Annotated in this window: 18 protein-coding genes and 1 pseudogene; 10 read left to right on the plus strand and 9 right to left on the minus strand. The window is 52.2% G+C overall.

Translation table 11 applies throughout. From position 1 onward, the window contains the following. Positions 1-27: 27 nt before the first annotated feature. A complete protein-coding gene (gene fabA / locus HV261_RS17650; protein WP_003035875.1) occupies positions 28-546 on the plus strand; it encodes a bifunctional 3-hydroxydecanoyl-ACP dehydratase/trans-2-decenoyl-ACP isomerase in 519 nt (172 codons plus the stop codon). A 121-nt stretch (positions 547-667) separates the two neighbouring features. Here fabA and rmf read toward each other — a convergent pair whose 3' ends face one another. The 6 genes from rmf to rlmKL form a co-directional block, all read right to left on the minus strand. Continuing rightward, complete coding sequence (gene rmf, locus HV261_RS17655) at positions 668-835, minus strand: ribosome modulation factor (RefSeq protein WP_003035871.1); 168 nt, start codon at positions 833-835, stop codon at positions 668-670. A 256-nt stretch (positions 836-1,091) separates the two neighbouring features. Then, the gene (pqiC, locus tag HV261_RS17660; protein ID WP_137382849.1) at positions 1,092-1,655 is read right to left on the minus strand and encodes a membrane integrity-associated transporter subunit PqiC; all 564 of its coding nucleotides are present in this window, start codon (positions 1,653-1,655) and stop codon (positions 1,092-1,094) included. Further along, positions 1,652-3,292 carry an intermembrane transport protein PqiB gene (gene pqiB / locus HV261_RS17665; protein WP_202039002.1) on the minus strand — a complete coding sequence of 547 codons (1,641 nt, stop codon included), beginning with the start codon at positions 3,290-3,292 and terminating at the stop codon, positions 1,652-1,654. Before pqiB ends, pqiC begins: the two co-directional genes overlap by 4 nt. A gap of 4 nt (positions 3,293-3,296) precedes the next feature. Further along, complete coding sequence (pqiA, locus tag HV261_RS17670; RefSeq protein WP_202039003.1) at positions 3,297-4,550, minus strand: membrane integrity-associated transporter subunit PqiA; 1,254 nt, start codon at positions 4,548-4,550, stop codon at positions 3,297-3,299. 14 nt (positions 4,551-4,564) lie between these two features. Continuing rightward, positions 4,565-6,472, minus strand: a complete 1,908-nt coding sequence (locus tag HV261_RS17675; protein ID WP_202039004.1) for an ABC transporter ATP-binding protein — start codon at positions 6,470-6,472, stop codon at positions 4,565-4,567. Positions 6,473-6,484: 12 nt separating this feature from the next. Continuing rightward, positions 6,485-8,593, minus strand: coding sequence for a bifunctional 23S rRNA (guanine(2069)-N(7))-methyltransferase RlmK/23S rRNA (guanine(2445)-N(2))-methyltransferase RlmL (gene rlmKL / locus HV261_RS17680; protein ID WP_202039005.1), 2,109 nt, complete (start codon positions 8,591-8,593; stop codon positions 6,485-6,487). A gap of 98 nt (positions 8,594-8,691) precedes the next feature. On the opposite strand from rlmKL, the gene HV261_RS17685 reads away from it, so the two are divergent. Further along, positions 8,692-9,798: a YcbX family protein gene (locus HV261_RS17685; protein ID WP_202039006.1), complete on the plus strand. Its 1,107-nt coding sequence runs from the start codon at positions 8,692-8,694 to the stop codon at positions 9,796-9,798. Here HV261_RS17685 and zapC read toward each other — a convergent pair. Both zapC and pyrD read right to left on the minus strand, forming a co-directional pair. Then, entirely contained in the window at positions 9,795-10,337 is a 543-nt protein-coding gene (zapC, locus tag HV261_RS17690; RefSeq protein WP_137382843.1) for a cell division protein ZapC, read from the minus strand. The two genes, HV261_RS17685 and zapC, sit on opposite strands and share 4 nt — an antisense overlap. Positions 10,338-10,503: 166 nt before the next feature. Continuing rightward, positions 10,504-11,514, minus strand: coding sequence for a quinone-dependent dihydroorotate dehydrogenase (gene pyrD / locus HV261_RS17695; RefSeq protein ID WP_137382842.1), 1,011 nt, complete (start codon positions 11,512-11,514; stop codon positions 10,504-10,506). A 373-nt stretch (positions 11,515-11,887) separates the two neighbouring features. On the opposite strand from pyrD, the gene ssuE reads away from it, so the two are divergent. Genes ssuE through ssuB form a run of 5 tightly spaced genes read left to right on the plus strand, consistent with a single transcriptional unit; the run spans position 11,888 to position 16,139 of the window. Beyond that, positions 11,888-12,463, plus strand: coding sequence for an NADPH-dependent FMN reductase (ssuE, locus tag HV261_RS17700; protein WP_202039007.1), 576 nt, complete (start codon positions 11,888-11,890; stop codon positions 12,461-12,463). After that, positions 12,456-13,430 carry a sulfonate ABC transporter substrate-binding protein gene (locus tag HV261_RS17705; RefSeq protein ID WP_202039008.1) on the plus strand — a complete coding sequence of 325 codons (975 nt, stop codon included), beginning with the start codon at positions 12,456-12,458 and terminating at the stop codon, positions 13,428-13,430. Before ssuE ends, HV261_RS17705 begins: the two co-directional genes overlap by 8 nt. Beyond that, complete coding sequence (ssuD, locus tag HV261_RS17710; protein ID WP_202039009.1) at positions 13,427-14,572, plus strand: FMNH2-dependent alkanesulfonate monooxygenase; 1,146 nt, start codon at positions 13,427-13,429, stop codon at positions 14,570-14,572. The genes HV261_RS17705 and ssuD overlap by 4 nt, the downstream gene beginning before the upstream one ends. Before the next feature lie 11 nt (positions 14,573-14,583). After that, positions 14,584-15,375 carry an aliphatic sulfonate ABC transporter permease SsuC gene (ssuC, locus tag HV261_RS17715; protein WP_202039010.1) on the plus strand — a complete coding sequence of 264 codons (792 nt, stop codon included), beginning with the start codon at positions 14,584-14,586 and terminating at the stop codon, positions 15,373-15,375. After that, positions 15,372-16,139 (plus strand): aliphatic sulfonates ABC transporter ATP-binding protein, encoded by a 768-nt coding sequence (gene ssuB / locus HV261_RS17720; protein ID WP_202039011.1) that lies wholly within the window; start codon positions 15,372-15,374, stop codon positions 16,137-16,139. The genes ssuC and ssuB overlap by 4 nt, the downstream gene beginning before the upstream one ends. A 104-nt stretch (positions 16,140-16,243) precedes the next feature. Here the strand turns inward: ssuB and pepN are convergent, their stop codons facing one another. Continuing rightward, a complete protein-coding gene (pepN, locus tag HV261_RS17725; RefSeq protein WP_202039012.1) occupies positions 16,244-18,856 on the minus strand; it encodes an aminopeptidase N in 2,613 nt (870 codons plus the stop codon). Between the two features lie 265 nt (positions 18,857-19,121). On the opposite strand from pepN, the gene pncB reads away from it, so the two are divergent. From pncB to ompF, 3 genes and pseudogenes are all read left to right on the plus strand, one after another. After that, positions 19,122-20,324 (plus strand): nicotinate phosphoribosyltransferase, encoded by a 1,203-nt coding sequence (pncB, locus tag HV261_RS17730; RefSeq protein WP_137382835.1) that lies wholly within the window; start codon positions 19,122-19,124, stop codon positions 20,322-20,324. A 165-nt stretch (positions 20,325-20,489) separates the two neighbouring features. Continuing rightward, entirely contained in the window at positions 20,490-21,890 is a 1,401-nt protein-coding gene (gene asnS / locus HV261_RS17735) for an asparagine--tRNA ligase (protein ID WP_202039013.1), read from the plus strand. Between the two features lie 613 nt (positions 21,891-22,503). Continuing rightward, a pseudogene (gene ompF / locus HV261_RS17740) lies at positions 22,504-23,460 on the plus strand (porin OmpF); the annotation flags it as partial. Positions 23,461-23,612: the final 152 nt, after the last annotated feature.

The raw sequence follows: 23,612 nt of genomic DNA on the forward strand, positions 1-23,612 counted from the left end.
TTCAATAAAATAAGGCTTACAGAGAACATGGTAGATAAACGCGAATCCTATACAAAAGAAGACCTTCTTGCCTCTGGTCGCGGTGAGCTGTTTGGTGCTAAAGGCCCACAACTGCCTGCACCAAGCATGCTGATGATGGATCGTGTCATCAAGATGACCGAAACCGGCGGCAACTTTGACAAAGGTTATGTGGAAGCTGAACTGGACATCAACCCGGACCTGTGGTTCTTCGGATGCCATTTTATCGGCGATCCGGTAATGCCTGGTTGCCTGGGTCTGGATGCCATGTGGCAGCTGGTTGGATTCTATCTCGGCTGGCTGGGCGGCGAAGGTAAAGGCCGTGCACTGGGCGTGGGCGAAGTGAAATTCACAGGTCAGGTTCTGCCGACCGCGAAGAAAGTCACCTACCGCATTCACTTCAAACGCATCGTTAACCGCCGCCTGATCATGGGTCTGGCTGATGGTGAAGTGCTGGTTGATGGTCGTCTAATCTACACCGCAAATGATCTGAAAGTAGGTCTGTTCCAGGACACCTCGGCGTTCTAATTGCAGACATCTGTAGATCTGGTGGTGCGACATAGCCAAATGGCTGCGTACGTTAATTTGCCGGTCTACAAAAGGCGAAACCTCCGCTCTGCGGAGGTTTCTTTTATCTAAAGAGACAGAATCAGGCCATTAAAACCCTATCCCCCATGGCTTCTCGCCAGCCTCCCAGCCAGTATGACCTCTGATTCAGCGTCTGATAGGGACACATTTCTTTTGAGCGTCCGGCAATGCCGGCCTGATATCCACGTTGATGTGCCCGTTCCAGGCGATCTCGTTTTTGTCTCTTCATGCCTCGTTTCCCTCATTTTTGGGTCTGGTGGAAAAGAAAACAGTGATTACTAAGTGTGCAATCACACTAAACGAATACCCCTAAACATCAGACTCGTCAATGCGCAAAATTCACGCCAGTGTCATATTTGTGAGCTAGCTGGTAAATCATTTGTACAAAAATTCTCTGTCAGAACAGCTACCTCAACCGCTAAGAAAATAAAAAAAACCGCCTCTGGTAATGAACCTGAGGCGGCATAATTTACAATTATTTAAGCTTAGGGAATACGTTTCAGCTCTTGGGCGATTGCCGTCGCTTCCTGACTCCAGGCGCTGGCCAGAACTTTCACCATTTCATCGTAGCCATCCTGCGTCTGTACAACTTCGATATGGAACGGACGCTTGATTAATTGCCCCTGGTGATTCAGCAACCATTCACCGCTGACAATCACTTTGCCATCGTAACGTCCGTGAAAGCCTGTCACCGTCACGTTAAGCGTATCCTGAGTACTTCCCAACGGCTGAGATGCAACCACCCAGCCTGGAAGTTGCATACTCAGATTTGCGACAAGGGTATTACGCAGCTGCTGATCCAGTGGACTGGCCCAGAGATTGTTATTCGCTATCACATACTTCACGTCGCTGGTCTGGTACACCACACCATTCCCCGCCAGGTAATCAGGCACTGCAACCTGTTCAACCCACAGCAGGCGGTTACCCTGATTAGCTGAGCTTTGTACCCCCCCTTGCGCAATGGGGAGCTGATAATAGCTTTTATTCTCTCCGCTGGAGCTACATGACGTTAGCCAGACCGCCATCATCACCACTAGCCACTTTTTCATTGTTTCGCCCTCTTCGGCTCTGGATCTTTTTTGTCCTTCGCTTCAAACACCAGCGCGTTGCTCTTGTCGTTCAGCGTTTTCAGAACCGGCTGCAGTTCACGCAGTACCTGATCAAGACGCTGCATATCTGCCACCATCTTGTTGTAGGCCGCAGAACCCGGCTGGAAGCCCTGCATGCTGCGATTCAGTTCACGCAACGTATTCTGCATATCCGCAGGAAGCTGCTGCATCGACTGGCTGGACGTGATCTTATTCATGTTATCCAGCGTAGTTTGCAGATGTTTCATCGTGCGCTGGCTTTCCGACAGCGTATTGGTTGCCTGCTCAATCATCGGGTTCAGCGGTAGACTATTAATCTTATCCAACGCTTCCATCAGACGCTGCTGAATCTGCGCCAGACCGCCGCTCACTGTCGGAATAATTTGATAACCATTAAACTCGCGTACCCCTGTAATTGGCGGCTCTTTCGGGTAAAAGTCGAGATCGACATACAGCGCGCCGGTCACCAGGTTCCCCGTCTTCAATGACCCTCTCAGTCCACGTTTGAGCAACTCAGCAAGATGAGCACCTACATCGGTGTCTTCACCCAACTGCGCTTTCAGCCGTTCAGGTTCAATACGCACCAGCACCGGAATACGGTAATCATTGTTAAATACCTGGCGCATATTTGGCGCAAAGAAAGGTACTTTGCTTACCGTACCCAAACGGATACCACGGAATTCCAGCGGTGCACCAGGCTGTAGGCCACGAATCGAATCTTTAAAGAACATCAGGTAATCAATATGATCGGTATACAGTGAATCCTGAATACTTTTTTGATCGTCATAAAGATTAAACGCTGACTGTTGTGCGACCGGCTCGCCCTGCTCTAAACCTTCTGGCACATCAAAACTTACACCACCGCCAAACAGCGTGGTGAGCGAGCCCATTTCCACTCGCATACCCGCCGAAGTGAGATCGACGGCAATACCGCTGTCCTTCCAGAAACGGACATTACTGGTTACCAGTCGATCGTTTGGCGCATTGATGAAAAGCTGGTAACTGATCGTGCGTTTTTGCGCATCAAACGTGCTGGTCTCAACCGAGCCCACGCGATATCCACGGAACAGCACCGGGTCACCCGGACTCAACTGACCGGCTTTTTTACTGTCCAGGATCACGCGGATCCCTTTCGCATCAGGCGGCGCCAGCGGTGGAGAATCGAGCAATTGGTAATTTTCCAGCTTGCTGCCTTTATTACCGGGTTGCAGCTCAATATATGCCCCGGACAACAGCGTTCCCAAGCCACTGATACCTTCACGCCCCACTTGCGGCTTCACCACCCAAAAGACCGAGTCTTTATGCAGCAACTTTTCCATACCGGAATTGAGGCGTGCTTTAATTTCCACATGGGTCAAATCATCCGTCAGGGTAGCGCTTTCGACCACACCGACATCCACACTACGGCTTTTAATCGTCGTTTTACCCCCTTCAATACCTTCGGCATTGGTCGTAATCAACGTGACTTCCGGCCCCTGATGGCTGTAGTGGTAAAACAGAACCCATGCGCCAATGAGTGCAGTGACGATCGGGAATATCCACACGGGCGACCAGTTTTTTACCTTCTGCACTTTGGCTTCCCCACTTTTAGATTCCATGCTGTCAGGACTCCTCATGGCCTGGTTCTGGTTCACGGTCCCACGACAGACGTGGATCAAACGTCATCGCAGAAAACATTGTCATAATGACGACTAAAGCAAACATCAAAGCACCCATTGCAGGATAAATGTTCATCAACCCTCCCATACGCACCAGCGCAGAGAGCACCGCAATAACAAAAACGTCGATCATTGACCAGCGACCGACAAATTCCACAACTTCATAAATCAGGTGCATACGTTCACTGTCGCGTTTGCCGTGCCCTTTGGCGTCCCAGCATAGCCAGGCAATAGCGATCATTTTCAACGTCGGCACCAGAATACTGGCGATAAAGATAACCGCAGCCACGGGATAAGAGCCTTCGCTCCAGATTAAAACCACGCCCTCAAGAATGGTTGATGGCAGTTTTGACCCGAGCAAATCGGTGATCATAATCGGCAGAATATTGGCGGGTAGATAGAGCATTATCGACGTAAACAGTAATGCCAGTGTCCATTGCAAACTGTTTTTACGCCGTACATAGCCTTTCGTTTGACAGCGCGGACACACCAGCTCATCAGCCGGAAGAATAGCCGTGCAACAGGAGCAGGAACGCAATCCTTGCCGGATACCGGGTACACCTGGCTTTAAGACCTGTTTGATAGCCGGCATCGGCGCAATATCATCCCACAGCCAGCGACGATCGACACACTGGAATGCGCGTAACTGGAGAAGGCAAAAGAAGCACCACGGGATGAAACTACTGCCCACGCCGATATCACCGTAAGCCATCAGCTTAACGAAGCTGACCAGCACGCCGGCGAGGAAGATTTCCGCCATCCCCCAGCTTTTTAACTGGAACAGGACGCGTGCAAGGCCCGCCTTAAGTCTGGCGGGCATCTGCACCCGATTCACCAGCAACAGAATAGTTAGCAGGCAAAAAGCGGGTACCAGTTGCACGAAAAGCAAAAAGAAAGTGCCGAGACTGGCATAGTCTTCGGAAAAGAGAACGCTGGGGATTTCCAGCAACGTGACTTCGCTGCTCACCCCTGCAACGTTCATATTCACAAAGGGAAACAGGTTTGACAGAAGCAGCATAAACAATGCCGCTAACACATAGGCGGTAGGACGCTGCCGTGGCGCGTCCCACTCAACCGTTAACGTAGTGCCACATCGTGGACATGCCGCTTTCTGACCATGCTCAAGGCGAGGAAGCGCCACCAGCATGTCACACTGCGAGCACAAAATATGCTTCGCGGCATGGTGATGTTCGCACATATGTGCTCCTTTAATTATGCGCCATTCTTTAAAGACTCAAGATACTCCCAGCGCTCAAAGGCTTGCTCAAGTTCTTGTTCCGCTTCGTTCAGACTAGCTAATACCTGCTGCGTTTGCTCATGCGGTTGACTGAAAAATGAGGCATCAGCCACCTGAGCTTGTAATGTTTCCAGCTTAGCTTCCAACGCTTCCAGCAACGCAGGAAGCTGCTCCAGTTCGCGCTGTAGTTTATAGCTTAGTTTGCTTGTGCCGCGTTTTACAATTTCTGCTTTAGGCGCAACAGTTTCCTCAGTTTTTTTCTCAACGGGTTGTTTAAACGCCACATACTGTGACTGCTGCTCACGTGCGTCATGATAACCGCCCACATAACGACCAATTTTGCCGCCGCCTTCAAAAATCCAGCACTCGGTAACCGTATTGTCGACAAACTGACGGTCGTGGCTGACCAGCAATACGGTTCCCTGATAACCGTCAATCAACTCTTCGAGCAGTTCCAGCGTTTCGACGTCGAGATCGTTGGTGGGTTCATCGAGAATCAAGAGGTTGCTGGGTTTCAGGAACAGACGCGCCAGCAGCAGGCGATTGCGTTCCCCGCCAGACAATGCACGTACCGGCGTCATCGCGCGTTTCGGATGGAACAGGAAGTCCTGAAGATAGCCCAGCACATGGCGCGGCTTACCGTTCACCATCACCTCTTGCTTACCTTCAGCAAGGTTATCCATCACGGTTTTATCCGGATCCAGTTCAGCACGGTGCTGGTCGAAATAGGCGACTTCCAGCTTAGTCCCGACGTGGATGCGACCACTGTCAGCCTGCAATTGTCCCAGCATCAGCTTAAGCAGCGTCGTTTTGCCGCAGCCGTTAGGTCCAATTAAGGCAATTTTGTCGCTGCGCTGCACCTGCGCGGAGAAATCTTTTACCAGTTGCTTCCCGTCAACCTGGTAATCAACATTCTCCATTTCGAAGACAATCTTGCCAGAGCGGCTCGCTTCTTCAACCTGCATCTTCGCCGTACCCATCACTTCACGACGCTCACCGCGTTCCCGACGCATGGCCTTCAGCGCACGCACACGACCTTCATTGCGGGTACGACGCGCCTTAATGCCCTGGCGGATCCAGACCTCTTCCTGCGCCAGTTTGCGGTCAAACTCCGCATTCTGTAGCTCTTCTACCCGCAGCGCTTCTTCTTTTTCCAGCAGGTACTGATCGTAATTACCCGGATAGGTCACCAGCTTGCCGCGATCGAGGTCGACAATGCGCGTTGCCATATTGCGAATAAACGAACGGTCGTGGGAGATAAAAATTATCGTGCCGTTAAAGGTTTTCAGGAACCCTTCCAGCCAGTCGATGGTTTCAATATCCAGGTGGTTGGTCGGTTCATCCAGCAGCAATATGCGCGGATTGCTGACTAACGCCCGGCCCAGAGCGGCTTTACGCAGCCAGCCGCCGGAAAGCGATGCCAGCTCCATGTCTGGCTCCAGCCCAAGCTGTTCCAGTACTTCGTTGATACGGCTTTCCAGCTGCCACAGATTGTGGTGATCCAGCTGTTCCTGAACCTTCGCCAGTTCCTGCAGGTTTTTATCACTCGGATCGGTGATCACCAGATGCGAGATATCGTGGTAACGCTTGAGATACACCGCCTGCTCTGCAATGCCTTCGGCAACGAAATCGTAGACGGTACCCTGCACGTTACGTGGTGGATCCTGCTGCAGACGTGCCACAACCAGATCCTGTTCATAAATAATACGTCCGTCGTCAAGACCCTGTTCACGGTTGAGGATCTTCATCAGCGTCGATTTGCCCGCGCCGTTACGGCCTACCAGGCAGACGCGTTCGTTATCTTCGATATGCAGTTCTGCATTATCAAGGAGCGGCGCATCGCTGAACGACAGCCATGCGCCATGCATACTGATCAATGACATTTATTTTTCCTTTCAGGCTGAGGTAATCAGCCAGCAATTGTGGATCTGACGGTTACGGGCGAAGTCCTGGGAAAGCGTTTTTTGGGTAATTTCTTGTGCTTTCAATCCCAGTTCAGCCAGACCGTCGAGGTCCATGCGGAATCCACGTTTGTTGTTGGAGAACATAATCGTGCCGTCTTTGCGTAGCAGACGTTTCAGATCTTTCATTAGCGCCAGATGATCGCGCTGCACATCAAACGAGTCTTCCATACGCTTAGAGTTAGAGAACGTCGGCGGATCAATGAAGATCAGATCAAACTGTTCATTGGCATCACGCAGCCAGCCCAGGCAGTCGGCCTGAATCAAGCGGTGTGCACGTCCGCTTAGCCCGTTCAGTCGCAGGTTACGCTCTGCCCACTCCAGATAGGTACGCGACATATCTACCGTTGTGGTGCTACGTGCGCCGCCCAATCCGGCATGCACGCTCGCGCTGCCGGTGTAGGAGAACAGGTTAAGGAAGTCTTTCCCTTTACTCATCTGCCCCAACATGCGGCGTGCAATACGGTGATCAAGGAACAGGCCAGTATCCAGATAATCGGTCAGGTTGACCCACAGACGCGCGTTATACTCGCTCACCTCAATGAATTCGCCCTTCTCGTTCATCTTCTGGTATTGGTTCTTCCCTTTCTGGCGTTCACGGGTTTTCAGCACCAGTTTGTTTGGTGCGATTTCCAGTACCGACAGCGTAGCGGCAATGATGTCGAACAGGCGCTGACGTGCTTTCTGCGCATCAACCGTCTTCGGCGGCGCATATTCCTGAACCACAACCCAGTCGCCATAGCGATCAACGGCAACGTTATATTCCGGCAGGTCAGCATCGTACAGGCGATAGCATTCAATCCCTTCCTGACGCGCCCATTTTTCCAGCTTCTTAATATTCTTGCGCAGGCGGTTGGCATAATCTTCCGCTACCGTGGCAGGCTTGCTGTCCGCGGTGGTCTCTGCAACGTGATAGTTCTTCTGGACACAATCCAGCGGGCCATTTTTCGCTTTAAACTGTTTATCCGCACGCAATTGCAGGCTGCTGAGCAAATCGGGTGATGCGCTGAACAGCGACAGATACCAGCCGCCAAACTGGTTTTTCATCGTGCGTCCCAGCAGGCTGTGCAGAGCAATCAATGCGGGTTCACTGTCCAGACGCTCGCCGTAGGGTGGGTTGCTGATGACAGTACCGTAAGGTCCTTTCGGCAACGGGTTGCTCAGTTTGGCGACATCTTTGACTTCAAACGTCATCAGATCGGCAATACCGGCGCGGCGGGCGTTACTGCGCGCTTTTTCAATCACGCGGGCATCGCTATCTGATCCATAGAAGTGCGAGGTATAGTCCGCCAGTCCTTTGCGCGCACGCACCTGTGCTTCAGCTTTCACTTCTTGCCACACGGCTTCATCATGCTGCGCCCAACCGCTGAATCCCCAGTATCCGCGGTGCAGACCCGGCGCGCGATCGGTTGCCCACATTGCGGCTTCAATCAGCAACGTACCGGAACCACACATCGGATCGAGCAGCGGCGTACCCGGCTGCCAGCCTGAACGCATCACAATGGCGGCCGCCAGCGTCTCTTTAATCGGCGCCTGACCCGCACGATCACGATAACCACGCTGATGCAGGCCGTCGCCGCTCAGATCGAGCGCGATGCTGGCCGTATCTTTGTTCAGCCAAACGTTAATGCGCAGATCGGGTGATTCACGATCTACGTTCGGACGCGGCAGGTTTTTACGGGTAAAGGCATCGACAATCGCATCCTTTACTTTCAGTGCACCATACTGGCTATTACGAATCGTCTCGTTCAGCCCGCTAAAGTGCACGGCGAAGGTGGCACCAGGATTAAATATCTCTGTCCAGTCGATTGCCTGAACACCGAGGTACAGATCAAGATCGCTATAGACCTTGCACTCTCCCATCGGCAGGATAATGCGCGAGGCCAGGCGGCTCCACATCAGGCTCTGGTAAACAAGCCGCGTGTCGCCCTTAAAATGGACCCCACCCTGAACGACCTGGCACTCCAATGCGCCGAGGTTTTCCAGTTCAGTTTTTAACAGCTCTTCCAGCCCGCGGGCCGTACTGGCAAACAGAGAATTCATAATGTCACTTTTACTCCGAGAAAATTGCTGCGCATTATAGCTAATATGGGCTGTATGTCATAAAGTTGAAGGCTTATTTTCATTCGAGGGGCTGTACAGTGGTCACGTTAACCCGACTTTTTATCCATCCGGTTAAATCAATGCGCGGCATTGGGCTAACGCACGCCCTGGCAGATATCAGCGGCCTTGCCTTTGATCGCATCTTTATGATCACTGAACCTGACGGAACGTTCATCACCGCCCGACAGTTCCCGCAAATGGTCCGTTTTACCCCGTCGCCATTCCATGACGGCCTACACCTTACCGCGCCAGACGGCAGCAGTGCGTTAGTGCGCTTTGCCGACTTCTCCACGCAGGATGCACCTACAGAAGTGTGGGGAAACCATTTTACCGCACGGGTCGCGCCAGCGGATATCAATCGCTGGATCAGCGGTTTTTTTTCCCGTGATGTGCAGTTGCGTTGGGTTGGCCCGCAGTTGACGCGCCGGGTAAAGCGCCACGATGGCGTGCCGTTATCTTTTGCCGATGGTTTTCCCTATCTCCTGACGAACGAGGCCTCTCTGCGCGATCTGCAGCAACGCTGCCCGGCCAGCATCAGAATGGAACAGTTTCGCCCCAACCTGGTAGTTACAGGTGCTAGCGCCTGGGAAGAAGATACCTGGAAAGTGATACGCATCGGCGACGTTATCTTTGACGTGGCTAAACCCTGTAGTCGCTGTATTTTCACTACCGTCAGCCCAGAGAAAGGCCAGAAACATCCATCCGGCGAGCCACTGGCGACGCTGCAAACCTTCCGTACAGCGCCAGACAACGGTGATGTCGATTTCGGCCAGAATCTTATCGCCCGTAATAGCGGCGTAATTCGTGTGGGTGATGAAGTAGAAATACTGGCAACCGGACCCGCCCGGCTGTACGGCGCGGCGGAATCTGATGATACCGCTTTGCAACAACAACCCGATGCAACCGTGGTAATTGACTGGCAGGGTCAAACGTTTCGCGGAAATAATCAGCAGGTATTGTTGGAACAGCTGGAAAACCAGGGGATCCGTGTTCCCTACTCTTGTCGTGCGGGAATTTGCGGCTGCTGCCGGATTCGGCTGGTAGAAGGCGAAGTCAGCCAACTGAAAAAATCAGCGATTGGCGATGACGGAACGATTCTTTGCTGCAGTTGTGTACCCAAAACGGCAATCAGGCTGGAAAGTTAGACCGCCTGCTCAAGGCTGAAACTGTCGACAATTGCCTGCGGTTTCAGTCTGTCATTCATGATTTTAATCGCATCGCCAAGTTGCATGGTGCGACCGGCAATGACCACGCCCGGCTGTGCAAGCAAACACAGTGCGGCATTTTCACCCGGCTCTACCACTAACAGATTTACCTGTTCTTCAGTATCGCTCAAATAAACACAGGCAGCGTCACCGACCACTGGCGACCAGTTCACGCCGTGCGCAACAAAGTGCCAGCTTTTTGGCATTTGCGGTTTAAGATACCGAATCGCCACCAGCGCATTTAGCACCAGTTCCGCTTTTTGTTCTTTAGCTAAATCCAGGTAACGGCATTTTTCTTCGAAGGAGAAATAAAGCGCAGCGTCATCGACACAAAAACCAGACGGAGAAAATGCATCAGGCGTGAGCATTTTACGCGCAAAACGCGAGCGGAATAACATGCCATTGGCTAAATCGAGCATCATTCGATCGTGCTCTTCATCATAATACCAGCGCCAGTTATCGTCGGGTTTAATTCGCATCAGTTTCTCTCCTTTCCTTAATCATCGCCATTACGACACGATCCATTTGCCGCTTCGTTTATTGCCCTAATAATAAAAGCTCAGAATGTTTAAATAAGCAACAGTAAAGGAATATAAAACAACCAGGGCTAGAAATAAAGCCCTGGTTGTCGGATTAAGGCATAGATCAGATATTGCTGACGATTTCTTTAATCAACGGCGGACCTTTAAAAATAAATCCCGAATAAATCTGCACGAGGGTTGCACCGGCAGCCATTTTTTCCCGTGCGGCAATCACCGAGTCGATCCCACCAACACCAATAATTGGCAACTGCCCTTTTAATTCCTGAGACAACTGACGAATAATTTCTGTACTTTTTAATTGCAATGGTCGACCGCTCAGGCCACCCATTTGATCGCAATTTTTCATTCCCTGAACGAGAGAACGATCGAGAGTAGTGTTGGTTGCAATTACGCCATCAATATTATGACGAACTAAACTGTCAGCAACCTGGATCAGTTCTTCCACAGAAAGATCCGGCGCGATCTTTACCGCCACCGGCACATATTTATGGTGGATCGCCTGGAGATCGTTTTGCTTATTTTTAATAGCCGTCAGCAGATCATCCAGCGCCTCGCCGTATTGTAGCGTACGCAGCCCTGGAGTATTTGGTGAAGAGATATTAATCGCAATATAACCGGCATAAGCATAGACTTTTTCCATACAAATCAGATAGTCATCTTTGCCATTCTCTACCGGGGTATCTTTATTCTTACCAATATTAATCCCCAAGATACCGTCAAAATGCGATTTTTTGACGTTCTCCACCAGGTTATCAACGCCCAGGTTATTAAACCCCATACGGTTGATCAAACCTTCTGCATCGACCAGACGGAACAGACGCGGTTTATCGTTACCCGGCTGCGGACGCGGCGTCACGGTACCGATTTCAATTGAGCCGAATCCCATCGCACCAAGTGCATCAATGCACTCCCCGTCTTTATCCAGTCCGGCAGCAAGACCGAGCGGGTTTTTAAACGTCAGCCCCATACAGGTAACCGGTTTTGCGGGTACTTTCTGGCGGACAAGCGCTTCAAGCGGCGTGCCGGTAATGCGACGTAATTGCTGGAATGTCAATTCATGAGCGCGCTCAGGGTCGAGCTGAAAAAGGGCTTTACGAACGAAGGGGTAGTACATGAACTCTCCTGGATTCCCGGTGTGCAAACCGGGGGCGTATTATGTGCGATCGCGAGCAAAAAGGGAATTGACCTGCGGCAATAAATAGCAATCGTTTTCCTCGCCCCTACTTTTTACACCCTAAATAATTCGAGTTGCAGGACAAAACGCATTAGCGTTTTGAACAGCGCTTGCGCTGGTCCCGAAGGGGCGAGGCCAAAGGCCGAGTAAAGCCAACGTACATGCAACTTGAAGTATGACGGGTATATTTATTTTTCAACTTTTCTATCCCGTATAAATCATTTCGATAAACAAAGCCCCTCTGCCAGACTGCACAAATTGTTATCAATGTTAATTAAAAGCAAACAATTAGTTATAAGCGGAGATTGAAACTATGAGCGTCATCACTCTGGCGGGAAGCCCACGCTTTCCCTCTCGCTCCAGCGCGTTACTGGAATATGCCCGAGAAAAACTGAACGGTCAGGATATCGAAGTCTTTCACTGGAACCTGCACAATTTTGCCCCGGAAGATCTGATCTATGCCCGTTTTGATAGTCCGGCGCTGAAGACATTTATTGAGCAACTGCAGGATGCAGACGGGCTGATTGTCGCCACGCCGGTCTACAAAGCCGCATACTCTGGCGCATTGAAAACACTGCTCGATCTACTCCCCGAACGGGCACTGGAAGGAAAAGTGGTGTTGCCGCTGGCAACCGGGGGGACCGTTGCACACTTACTGGCAGTCGATTATGCATTGAAACCGGTACTAAGTGCGTTAAAGGCCCAGGAGATCCTGCACGGTGTGTTTGCCGATGATTCGCAGGTCATTGATTATCAGCATAAACCTCAGTTCACCCCCAACCTGCAATTGCGCCTGGATGGCGCGCTCGAGACGTTCTGGCTGGCATTGCATCGTCGCGATATTCAACGCCCTCAATTGAATGCCCTGCGAGGTGCCGCCCATGCTTAATCTGCTCAAGCGTCACACGTCGTGGTTCGCACTGACTGGGCTGCTGTCACTGTCAACGCTGGCGCATGCCGCAGAACCTGCGCCCGATGCTCTGCGCATTGGTTATCAGAAAGGGAGCGTCAGCATGGTGTTGGCAAAAAGCCATCAGTTGCTGGAGAAACGCTACCCGCAAACTAAAATCTCGTGGGTTGAGTTCCCGGCCGGGCCACAAATGCTGGAAGCGCTCAATATCGGCAGTATTGATCTCGGCAGTACGGGTGATATCCCGCCAATTTTCGCCCAGGCCGCGGGGGCAGATCTGGTTTATGTGGGCGTCGAGCCACCCAAACCGCAAGCCGAAGTGATTCTGGTGTCGAAAAATAGCCCGATCCAAAGTGTCGCACAGCTTAAAGGACATAAAGTCGCCTTCCAGAAAGGTTCCAGCGCCCACAATTTACTGCTCCGTGCACTGCAACAGGCTGGGCTGAAATTTACCGATATTCAACCGACGTATCTGACCCCCGCCGATGCGCGAGCGGCCTTCCAGCAAGGAAACGTTGATGCGTGGGCTATCTGGGACCCCTACTACTCCGCCGCGTTACTACAAGGTGATGTACGCGTGCTCAAAGACGGTTCAGACCTCAAACAGACCGGTTCGTTTTATCTCGCCGCACGTCCTTATGCCGAAAAAAATGGCGCATTTGTTCTTGGCGTGCTGGATACCTTTAGCCAGGCCGATGCGTTAACCCTCAGCCAGCGCCAACCAAGCATCACCCTGCTGGCTAAAACCATGGGCCTGCCCGAGCCGGTAATTGCCTCTTATCTGGATCACCGCCCGCCAACCACCATTACCCCCGTCAGCGCCTCCGTTGCTGCGCTACAGCAACAAACCGCCGATCTGTTTTATGACAACCGGTTGCTGCCGAAAAAAATCGATATTCGCCAGCGTATCTGGCAACCCACTCAGCAGGCTGGAGAAAAATTATGAGTCTGAACACGTTCTGGTTTTTACCCACCCACGGCGACGGTCATTATCTGGGGACGGAGGAAGGTTCACGCCCGGTCGATCACGGCTATCTGCAACAAATCGCGCAAACGGCCGATCGTCTGGGATTTACCGGCGTTCTCATCCCAACCGGTCGCTCCTGCGAAGATGCCTGGCTGGTTGCTGCCTCGATGATCCCGGTCACCCAGCGATTAAAGTTTCTGGTCGCGCTACGTCCAAGCGTCACCTCGCCGACGGTTGCCGCACGCCAGGCCGCCACGCTCGACAGACTCTCTAACGGTCGGGCGTTATTTAACCTGGTGACCGGTAGCGATCCACAGGAGCTGGCGGGTGACGGCGTATTTCTCGATCACACCGAGCGCTATGAAGCCTCTGCGGAATTTACTCAGGTCTGGCGGCGCCTACTGCAAGGTGAAACAGTGGATTTCAACGGCAAACATATTCATGTCCGCGGCGCGAAGCTGTTTTTCCCTCCCGTGCAACAACCCCGGCCACCGCTTTATTTCGGTGGCTCGTCCGATGTCGCACAAGACCTTGCTGCCGAGCAGGTTGATCTCTATCTGACCTGGGGCGAGCCGCCTGAACAAGTGAAAGCGAAAATTGAACAGGTACGGGCTAAAGCGGCGGCGCTCGGTCGCAAGATCCGCTTTGGTATTCGTCTACATGTGATCGTGCGGGAAACAACACAAGAGGCGTGGCAGGCAGCGGATCGCCTGATAGCCCATCTGGATGACGACACCATTGCCAAAGCCCAGGCCGCTTTCTCAAGAACGGACTCGATTGGCCAGCAGCGAATGGCTGCACTGCACAACGGTAAACGCGACAAACTGGAAATCAGCCCGAACCTGTGGGCAGGCGTCGGACTGGTGCGCGGTGGCGCAGGTACCGCGCTGGTCGGAGATGGGCCTACGGTCGCGGCGCGTATTAACGAGTATGCCGCGCTGGGAATCGACAGCTTTGTGTTGTCCGGGTATCCGCATCTGGAAGAGGCATACAAGGTTGGCGAGCTGCTGTTCCCACATCTGGATGTCGCGATACCCGAAATTCCACAGCCGCAGCACCTGCATCAGCAAGGCGAAGCGGTGGCGAACGAATTTATCCCGCGTAAAGCCGCACAAAGCTAAGGAGCTGGCTAATGGCAACACCGAAAAACAGGTGGTTATTGCGCCTCGCGCCCTGGTTTTTACCGCTGGGTCTGGTGGTGGTCTGGCAGTTCGCATCCACAATGGGCTGGCTCTCCACCCGCATCCTGCCCTCACCGGAGGGTGTTATTGAAGCCTTCTGGACGCTTTCCGCCAGCGGCGAGCTTTGGCAGCATCTGGCGATCAGCGCCTGGCGCGCGCTGGTCGGATTCTCCATTGGTGGATCGATTGGCCTGACGCTGGGACTGATTAGCGGCCTTTCACGTTGGGGAGAACGCCTGCTGGATACGTCGGTGCAGATGCTGCGTAACGTACCGCATCTGGCGCTGATCCCGCTGGTGATTTTATGGTTCGGCATTGATGAATCCGCCAAGATTTTTCTCGTCGCCCTGGGCACGCTGTTCCCGATTTACATCAACACCTGGCACGGGATACGTAATATCGACCGCGGGTTGGTTGAGATGGCGCGCAGCTATGGGTTATCTGGTTTTTCACTGTTTATACATGTGATCCTCCCCGGTGCCCTGCCCTCGATTATGGTTGGGGTGCGTTTTGCTCTTGGACTGATGTGGCTGACGCTGATTGTGGCGGAAACCATTTCAGCCAATGCCGGTATTGGCTATCTGGCGATGAACGCCCGCGAATTTCTGCAAACCGATGTGGTTGTGGTGGCCATTATTCTCTACGCCCTGCTCGGCAAACTTGCCGACGTCAGCGCCCAATTGCTGGAGCGGGTCTGGCTGCGCTGGAACCCGGCTTACCATGTGAAGGAGGCTACCGTATGAATACCGCCCGCTTGAACCAGGGCACGCCGCTGTTGCTGAGCGCCGTGACGAAACAATACGCCGCCAATACGGTGCTCAATCAGTTAGATTTGCATATTCCAGCCGGACAGTTTGTTGCTGTGGTTGGTCGCAGTGGCGGAGGTAAAAGCACGTTACTGCGTCTGCTGGCAGGACTGGAGTCTCCCACCTCAGGCGCATTACTTGCCGGAACCACCCCATTGGCAGATATTCAGGATGATACGCGAATGATGTTTCAGGATGCGCGTTTACTGCCATGGAAGACGGTTATCGATAATGTGGGCCTGGGTCTGAAAGGTCACTGGCGCAACGCAGCCCGAGATGCGCTGACCGCAGTTGGGCTGGAGAATCGTGCTCAGGAGTGGCCCGCAGCGCTTTCTGGCGGACAAAAACAGCGCTTGGCCCTGGCGCGGGCATTAATTCATCGCCCCGGTCTGCTTCTGCTGGATGAACCCCTCGGCGCGCTGGATGCCTTAACCCGCCTTGAAATGCAGGAGCTGATTGTCTCTTTGTGGCAAGAGCACGGCTTTACCGTACTGCTGGTCACCCATGACGTGAGTGAAGCGGTGGCAATGGCCGATCGCGTTTTGCTGATTGAGGACGGAAAAATCGGGCTGGATTTAACGGTGGATATTGCCCGACCACGTCGGATTGGTTCGGCGCGTCTGGCAGAACTGGAAGCAGAAGTGTTGAATCGGGTGATGCTGCGTGGCGAGGCAGAACAGTCAATCCGACTGCATGGATAAACATTCAGGACGTTGTAGGCCCGGTAAGCATGAGCGCCACCGGGCATTTTGCCGGATGACGGCGTTACCGCCTTATCCGGCCTACAACACTACAGGTCAACGTCTCAGGCTAACGCTTTGGTAATTTTCTCGAACAGATCGCCGGAGAGATTTTCCAGACCTTTCAGCTGTTCCAGCGCTGCCCGCATCTTCGCCTGACGTTTTGCATCATAGCGTTTCAGGCGAATCAGCGGCTCAATCAAACGAGATGCCACCTGAGGATTTCGGCTGTTCAGTTCGGTCAACATGTCGACCAGGAACTGATAGCCACTACCATCTTCCGCATGGAATGCCGCCGGGTTGCTACCCGCAAAGGCACCAATCAGCGAACGAATGCGGTTCGGGTTGCTCATACTGAAGGAGCGATGCTTCAACAGGCCGCGTACCGTCTCCAATACGTTATCTGCCGGGCTGGTAGATTGCAGGATAAACCATTTATCCATCACCAGACCGTCATGATGCCATTTGTCGTCGTATTCCTGCATCAGCGCGTCACGACACGGCAACTGTGCGGCGACCGCCGCAGACAGCGCTGCCAGCGCATCGGTCATATTGTTCGCTTCACGGTACTGCTTGCTCACCAGGACATCTGCCAGTTGGGATTCCCCAAAAGCCAGGAAGCGCAGGCAGGCATTGCGCAGCGTACGTTTGCCAATATCAGCATGCTCAACGCGATACTCATCGAGATGATTGGCGTTATAAATCGCCAGGAATTCATCTGCCAGTTCAGCCGCCAGCGTGCGGGTTAACGCTTCACGTACCTCGGCGATCGCCACTGGATCGATAATCTCAAACAGCTCAGCAATCTCGTTGACGGAAGGCAGCGTCAGGATCTCTGCCGCCAGTGCCGGATCGATTTTCTCATCGAGCAGAATCGCCCGGAAGGCGTCAGCAACGTGTACCGGCAGTGACAGCGGCTGCCCCTGCTGATGTCGGGCAACATTCAGCTTAATATAGGTCGCCAACAGGCTCTGAGCCGCATCCCAACGAGAGAAATCATTGCGGGCATGACGCATCAGGAAGGTCAGCTGCTGATCGCTCCATTTATATTCCAGTTTCACCGGCGCAGAGAACTCACACAGCAGTGCCGGAACCGGCTGGAAATAAACGTTATCGAAAACAAACGTCTGCTCTGCCTGGGTCACGTTGAGTACGGAATTCACCGGGTGACCGCCTTTTTGTAGCGGGATCACTTTGCCTTCGTTGTCATACAACTCAAGGGCAAAAGGAATATGCAAGGGCTGCTTTTCAGCCTGATCCGGCGTGGCTGGCGTACGCTGGCTGATAGTCAGCGTGTACTGTTCCGTCGCTGGATTGTAGTCATCTCGCACGGTCAAAATCGGCGTACCGGACTGGCTGTACCAGCGGCGGAAATGCGAGAGATCGACGTTAGACGCATCTTCCATCGCCTGCACGAAATCATCACAGGTCGCCGCGCTGCCGTCGTGACGTTCAAAATAGAGCTGCATTCCCTTCTGGAAATTCGCCTCGCCCAGCAAGGTGTGGATCATCCGAATCACTTCTGCGCCCTTTTCGTACACGGTCAGCGTATAGAAGTTGTTCATCTCAATGACACTATCCGGGCGGATAGGATGCGCCATCGGGCTGGCGTCTTCGGCAAACTGCAGGCCGCGCATGGTACGTACGTTACTAATACGGTTAACGGCGCGAGAACCGAGATCGGAGCTAAACTCCTGGTCGCGGAATACGGTTAACCCTTCTTTCAGGCTTAACTGAAACCAGTCACGGCAGGTCACGCGGTTGCCGGTCCAGTTGTGGAAGTATTCGTGGCCGATCACGCGCTCAATATCGAGGTAATCTTTGTCGGTGGCGGTATCAGTACGCGCCAGCACGTATTTGGAGTTAAAGATATTCAGACCTTTATTCTCCATCGCGCCCATATTAAAGAAGTCCACCGCGACAATCATGTAGATATCGAGGTCATACTCCAGGCCAAAACGCTCTTCATCCCACTTCATGGAATTTTTCAGCGAAGTCATCGCCCACGGCGCACGGTCCAGGTTGCCGCGGTCTACATATAATTCCAGCGCAACTTCACGCCCGGAGCGGGTCGTAAAGGTATCGCTCAGCACGTCGAAATCACCGGCGACCAGTGCGAACAGATAGCACGGTTTCGGGAATGGATCCTGCCACTGCACCCAGTGGCGACCGTTTTCCAGTTCGCCCTGCGCAACACGGTTACCGTTGGAAAGCAGGAACGGATACCGGGTTTTGTCGGCAATAATTTTGGTGGTAAAACGCGCCAGCACGTCCGGCCTGTCGAGATACCAGGTAATATGGCGAAACCCTTCCGCTTCGCACTGCGTACAGAGCGCATCGCCGGACTGATACAGCCCTTCCAGTGCGGTGTTAGCCGCTGGGCTGATTTCATTAACGATACGCAGCGTAAAACGTTCCGGCAGGTGGCTGATGACCAGAGCACCCTCTTCTTCTTTATACTCTGTCCACGGTTCATCGTTCACGTGGATTGACACCAGGGTCAGATCTTCACCATTCAGGCGAAGGGGAGCATCAGACGCACCATGACGGACAGCCTGGCTCACTGCGGTGACCACGGTTTTTTCAGCATCCAGGTCAAAGGTCAAGTCAATATCAGTAATCTGGTAATCCGGTGCACGATAGTCGTGACGGTATTTGGCTTGTGGCTGTTGTGTCATAAAAAACCTTTAGCATCTTTTGTAGAGTCTCGGCTTCAGTCTATTCCTGTTGCGTAAATCGCGCTACGCAGAATGTTCATCTTTTCAGGCACAAACACCCTTTTTGCTACATTTTAATAACACGCGGCACGAAATGCACTCGACCAGAAAGTCAGCTTATGGTGTGATCGGGGTTCAATAAATCGCTAAACAGGGTATACTCCAGCGGTTTTCTTAGTTGTTTATTGTACTAAACGCTCCCGCGAGAGGATGCTACTGCGCACCTATGACACAATTCGCTTCTCCTGTTCTGCACTCGCTGCTGGATACAGACGCTTATAAGTTGCATATGCAGCAAGCCGTTTTTCACCACTACTATGATGTACAAGTAGCGGCTGAATTTCGTTGCCGTGGCGATGACCTGCTCGGTATTTATGCCGACACTATTCGTGAGCAGGTTAACGCTATGCAGCACCTGCGACTTCAGGAGGACGAGTACCAGTGGCTCTCCGGCCTGCCTTTCTTTAAAGCTGATTACCTCACCTGGTTACGTGATTTCCGCTACAACCCGGAACAGGTTCGCGTCACCAATGACAACGGTAAGCTGAATATCCGCTTAACCGGTCCATGGCGTGAAGTCATCATGTGGGAAGTCCCGCTGCTGGCGGTAATTAGCGAACTGGTGCACCGTTACCGTTCACCAGAATCTGGCGTGCCGCAGGCACTGGCTGAGCTGGAAAACAAGTTAGCAGAATTCACTACATTAACGAAAGATGTCGATATGTCCCGCTTCCATCTGATGGATTTCGGCACGCGTCGTCGTTTTTCACGCGAAGTGCAGCAAGCTATTGTTCAGCGTCTGCAGCAGGAACCGTGGTTTGTTGGCACCAGCAACTACGATCTGGCCCGTCGCCTGTCATTAACGCCAATGGGAACCCAGGCGCATGAATGGTTCCAGGCACACCAGCAAATTAGTCCTGAGCTTGCGACCAGTCAGCGCGTTGCCCTGGCCGCCTGGCTGAACGAATATCCCGACCAGCTCGGCATCGCTCTGACCGATTGCATCACCATGGACGCGTTTTTGCGCGACTTTGGCGTTGAGTTTGCAACCCGCTATCAGGGCTTGCGCCACGACTCTGGCGATCCGGTTGAATGGGGTGAGAAAGCCATCGCCCATTATGAAAAACTGGGCATTGACCCGCAAAGCAAAACGCTGGTGTTCTCAGATAACCTCGATCTGAATAAAGCGATTGAACTCTATCGCCACTTCTCTTCTCGCGTACAGCTGAGCTTTGGTATCGGGACACGCCTGACGTGTAATATCCCACAAGTTAAGCCGCTGAATATCGTTATCAAGCTGGTCGAATGTAACGGTAAGCCGGTAGCCAAGTTGTCAGATAGTCCAGGTAAAACCATTTGCCACGATAAAGCATTTGTTCGTGCGCTGCGTAAAGCCTTCGATCTTCCGCATATTAAAAAAGCCAGCTAGCCTTCCCAGGGAGCCACTTTGGCTCCCTTTTCACGTTTATTTCCGAAATCTTTCACTCCAGCTACGAATTCTGCTTGTCTGATTGCAGATGCCAGGTAACATAGGTATCCCCCCATTACGGGTGGACATGTGTTTATATATCCGACTATTAACAGAGAGAATATTATGAGCGTTGTGCCTGTAGCCGACGTACTCCAGGGCCGCGTAGCCGTTGACAGCGAAGTCACCGTGCGCGGATGGGTGCGTACCCGCCGAGATTCAAAAGCTGGCATCTCCTTCCTCGCCGTTTATGACGGTTCCTGCTTTGATCCTGTACAGGCCGTCATCAATAATTCTCTGCCCAATTACAATCAGGACGTATTACGCCTGACGACGGGTTGTTCGGTTATCGTAACGGGTAAAGTCGTTGCGTCACCAGGACAAGGACAGAGCTTTGAAATTCAGGCAACGGAAGTTGAAGTTACCGGCTGGGTTGAAGATCCTGATACCTATCCCATGGCTGCGAAGCGTCACAGTATTGAGTACCTGCGTGAAGTCGCACACATGCGTCCGCGTACCAATATGATTGGCGCGGTTGCGCGAGTACGCCATACGCTGGCGCAAGCGCTGCATCGCTTCTTCCATGAGCAGGGTTTCTTTTGGGTTTCCACCCCGCTGATCACCGCTTCCGATACCGAAGGTGCCGGTGAAATGTTCCGCGTGTCAACGCTGGATCTGGAAAACCTGCCACGCAACGATCAGGGTAAAGTCGATTTCGATAAAGACTTCTTTGGTAAAGAAGCCTTCCTGACGGTTTCCGGTCAGCTGAACGGTGAAACCTATGCCTGCGCACTGTCCAAAATCTATACATTTGGACCGACTTTCCGTGCGGAAAACTCCAACACCAGCCGTCACCTGGCAGAGTTTTGGATGCTTGAGCCGGAAGTCGCTTTTGCCGATCTGAACGATGTTGCAGGCCTGGCTGAAGCGATGCTGAAATATGCATTCAAAGCCGTACTGGAAGAACGTGCGGATGATATGAAGTTCTTCGCCGAACGTGTCGACAAAGACGCGGTTTCACGCCTGGAACGTTTCATTGACGCTGACTTCGCGCAGGTGGATTACACCGATGCGGTAAGCATTCTGGAAAAATGCGGCAAACAGTTCGAAAACCCGGTTTACTGGGGTGTCGATCTGTCTTCTGAGCATGAACGCTATCTTGCCGAAGAACACTTTAAAGCGCCGGTGGTGGTTAAAAACTATCCGAAAGATATTAAGGCGTTTTATATGCGCCTTAACGACGACGGTAAAACCGTTGCGGCAATGGACGTGCTGGCACCAGGAATCGGTGAAATCATCGGTGGCTCTCAGCGTGAAGAGCGTCTGGACGTGCTGGATGCCCGTATGCTGGAGATGGGTCTGAACAAAGAAGATTACTGGTGGTATCGCGATCTGCGTCGCTACGGTACCGTTCCGCATTCCGGTTTCGGTTTGGGCTTTGAGCGCCTGATTGCTTATGTCACCGGCGTACAGAACGTCCGCGACGTTATTCCGTTCCCGCGTACACCGCGTAACGCCAGCTTCTAACGTTGTCGTTTTAATCTTAAAGGCCAGCACTGCTGGCCTTTTTACGTTCAGCGCATTGCTCCTTTTTTCGCCTTAGATGGACTCGCATCCCGCACTAAACTCAACCCGCAAATTCCCCCTTCCTGTTACGTGATGTTTCACTGCAACATTTTAGAACAAAAAATAATCACTATTTTTATTGTGGATTAGCACTTCATGATCAAATAGAGCATTTATTACCCATTCGCACGGCATTCTGGACGTCCAAAATAAGCATTTGTAAAAATGGTTATTTTAAGCAGGGTTAGATAAAAACGTCGTTAGCAAAATTAAGTATAAGAAAATCATATAAATAGATAATGTTGAGCAAAATTCAATCGCAGGGACAGCTGAAATTTGAAGTCGTTCACAAAGTTGCATAAAAATAACACTTTGTTACACATTTTTTCTTTTTGAAACCAAATCTTTATATTTGTAGCACTTTGAGAGTAGCGAAACGGTAGTTTGAATGGAAAGATGCCTGCAGACACATAAAGACACCAAACTCTCATCAATAGTTCCGTAAATTTTTATTGACGGAATTTATTGGCGGCAGTGGCAGGTGTCATATAAAAACCGATGAGGGTAATAAATAATGATGAAGCGCAATATTCTGGCAGTGGTTATCCCTGCTCTGCTGGTAGCCGGGGCAGCTAACGCTGCAGAAGTTTATAACAAAGATGGCAATAAAGTAGACATCTACGGTAAAGCTGTAGGTCTGCACTATTTTTCCAAGCACAACGGTGACAACGCTTACGCACCTAATGGCGATCAGACTTACGCCCGTCTTGGTTTCAAAGGGGAAACTCAGATTAACGACCAACTGACCGGTTACGGCCAGTGGGAATACCAGTTCAGCGGCAATAACTCCGAAGGCGGTGACGACTCTCAGAAAGGGAACAAAACCCGTCTGGCGTTTGCCGGTCTGAAATTCGGTGACGCAGGTTCCTTCGATTACGGTCGTAACTACGGCGTCGTATACGATGCACTGGGTTACACCGATATGCTGCCAGAATTCGGTGGCGATACTGCGGCTTCCGACCAGTTCTTCTCTCAGCGTAACGGTGGCCTCGCGACTTACCGTAACTCCAACTTCTTCGGTCTGGTTGAAGGCCTGAACTTCGCTGTTCAGTACCTGGGTAAAAACGAGCGTGATGACGTTCGTCGCTCTAACGGTGACGGCGTTGGCGGTTCTGTAAGCTACGAATTCGAAGGCTTCGGTATCGTCGGTGCATACGGCGCGGCTGACCGTACCGATGCCCAGCAAAACCCGCTTCTGCGCGGCCATGGCGACAAAGCTGAGCAGTGGGCTACCGGCGTGAAATACGATGCTAACAACATCTACCTGGCAGCGAACTACAGCGAAACCCGTAACGCAACCCGTATCTCTAACGGTTATGCGAACAAAACTGAAGACGTACTGTTAGTTGCTCAGTACCAGTTCGACTTCGGTCTGCGTCCGTCCATCGCCTATACCAAATCTAAAGGTAAGGATATCGAAGGTATCGGTGACGTAGATCTGGTGAACTACTTCGAAGTGGGCGCGACTTACTAGGGGTCCGCTTGGAAAACGGAATCTATGGTCACTCCCGTTTTTGCAACACCGATTTTGACGACAAGTTGGCTTGCTTGAATCTATCCGGCGTCTGAATGGGATTTTATTCCCGCGCCTCGATGAGTTCCGCGCCTGATGAACCTCCAGAA

Source organism: Citrobacter sp. RHBSTW-00671 (assembly GCF_014103415.1).
Classification (GTDB): Bacteria; Pseudomonadota; Gammaproteobacteria; order Enterobacterales; family Enterobacteriaceae; genus Citrobacter.

Coding starts and splice junctions, on each gene's coding strand:
- ssuB (WP_202039011.1), top strand. CDS start 15,372: ATGAATACCGCCCGCTTGAACCAGGGCACGCCGCTGTTGCTGAGCGCC.
- zapC (WP_137382843.1), bottom strand. CDS start 10,337: ATGCGAATTAAACCCGACGATAACTGGCGCTGGTATTATGATGAAGAG.
- pyrD (WP_137382842.1), bottom strand. CDS start 11,514: ATGTACTACCCCTTCGTTCGTAAAGCCCTTTTTCAGCTCGACCCTGAG.
- pqiB (WP_202039002.1), bottom strand. CDS start 3,292: ATGGAATCTAAAAGTGGGGAAGCCAAAGTGCAGAAGGTAAAAAACTGG.
- ssuD (WP_202039009.1), top strand. CDS start 13,427: ATGAGTCTGAACACGTTCTGGTTTTTACCCACCCACGGCGACGGTCAT.
- pepN (WP_202039012.1), bottom strand. CDS start 18,856: ATGACACAACAGCCACAAGCCAAATACCGTCACGACTATCGTGCACCG.
- rlmKL (WP_202039005.1), bottom strand. CDS start 8,593: ATGAATTCTCTGTTTGCCAGTACGGCCCGCGGGCTGGAAGAGCTGTTA.
- asnS (WP_202039013.1), top strand. CDS start 20,490: ATGAGCGTTGTGCCTGTAGCCGACGTACTCCAGGGCCGCGTAGCCGTT.
- rmf (WP_003035871.1), bottom strand. CDS start 835: ATGAAGAGACAAAAACGAGATCGCCTGGAACGGGCACATCAACGTGGA.
- HV261_RS17675 (WP_202039004.1), bottom strand. CDS start 6,472: ATGTCATTGATCAGTATGCATGGCGCATGGCTGTCGTTCAGCGATGCG.
- pqiA (WP_202039003.1), bottom strand. CDS start 4,550: ATGTGCGAACATCACCATGCCGCGAAGCATATTTTGTGCTCGCAGTGT.
- ssuC (WP_202039010.1), top strand. CDS start 14,584: ATGGCAACACCGAAAAACAGGTGGTTATTGCGCCTCGCGCCCTGGTTT.
- fabA (WP_003035875.1), top strand. CDS start 28: ATGGTAGATAAACGCGAATCCTATACAAAAGAAGACCTTCTTGCCTCT.
- pqiC (WP_137382849.1), bottom strand. CDS start 1,655: ATGAAAAAGTGGCTAGTGGTGATGATGGCGGTCTGGCTAACGTCATGT.
- ssuE (WP_202039007.1), top strand. CDS start 11,888: ATGAGCGTCATCACTCTGGCGGGAAGCCCACGCTTTCCCTCTCGCTCC.
- HV261_RS17705 (WP_202039008.1), top strand. CDS start 12,456: ATGCTTAATCTGCTCAAGCGTCACACGTCGTGGTTCGCACTGACTGGG.
- pncB (WP_137382835.1), top strand. CDS start 19,122: ATGACACAATTCGCTTCTCCTGTTCTGCACTCGCTGCTGGATACAGAC.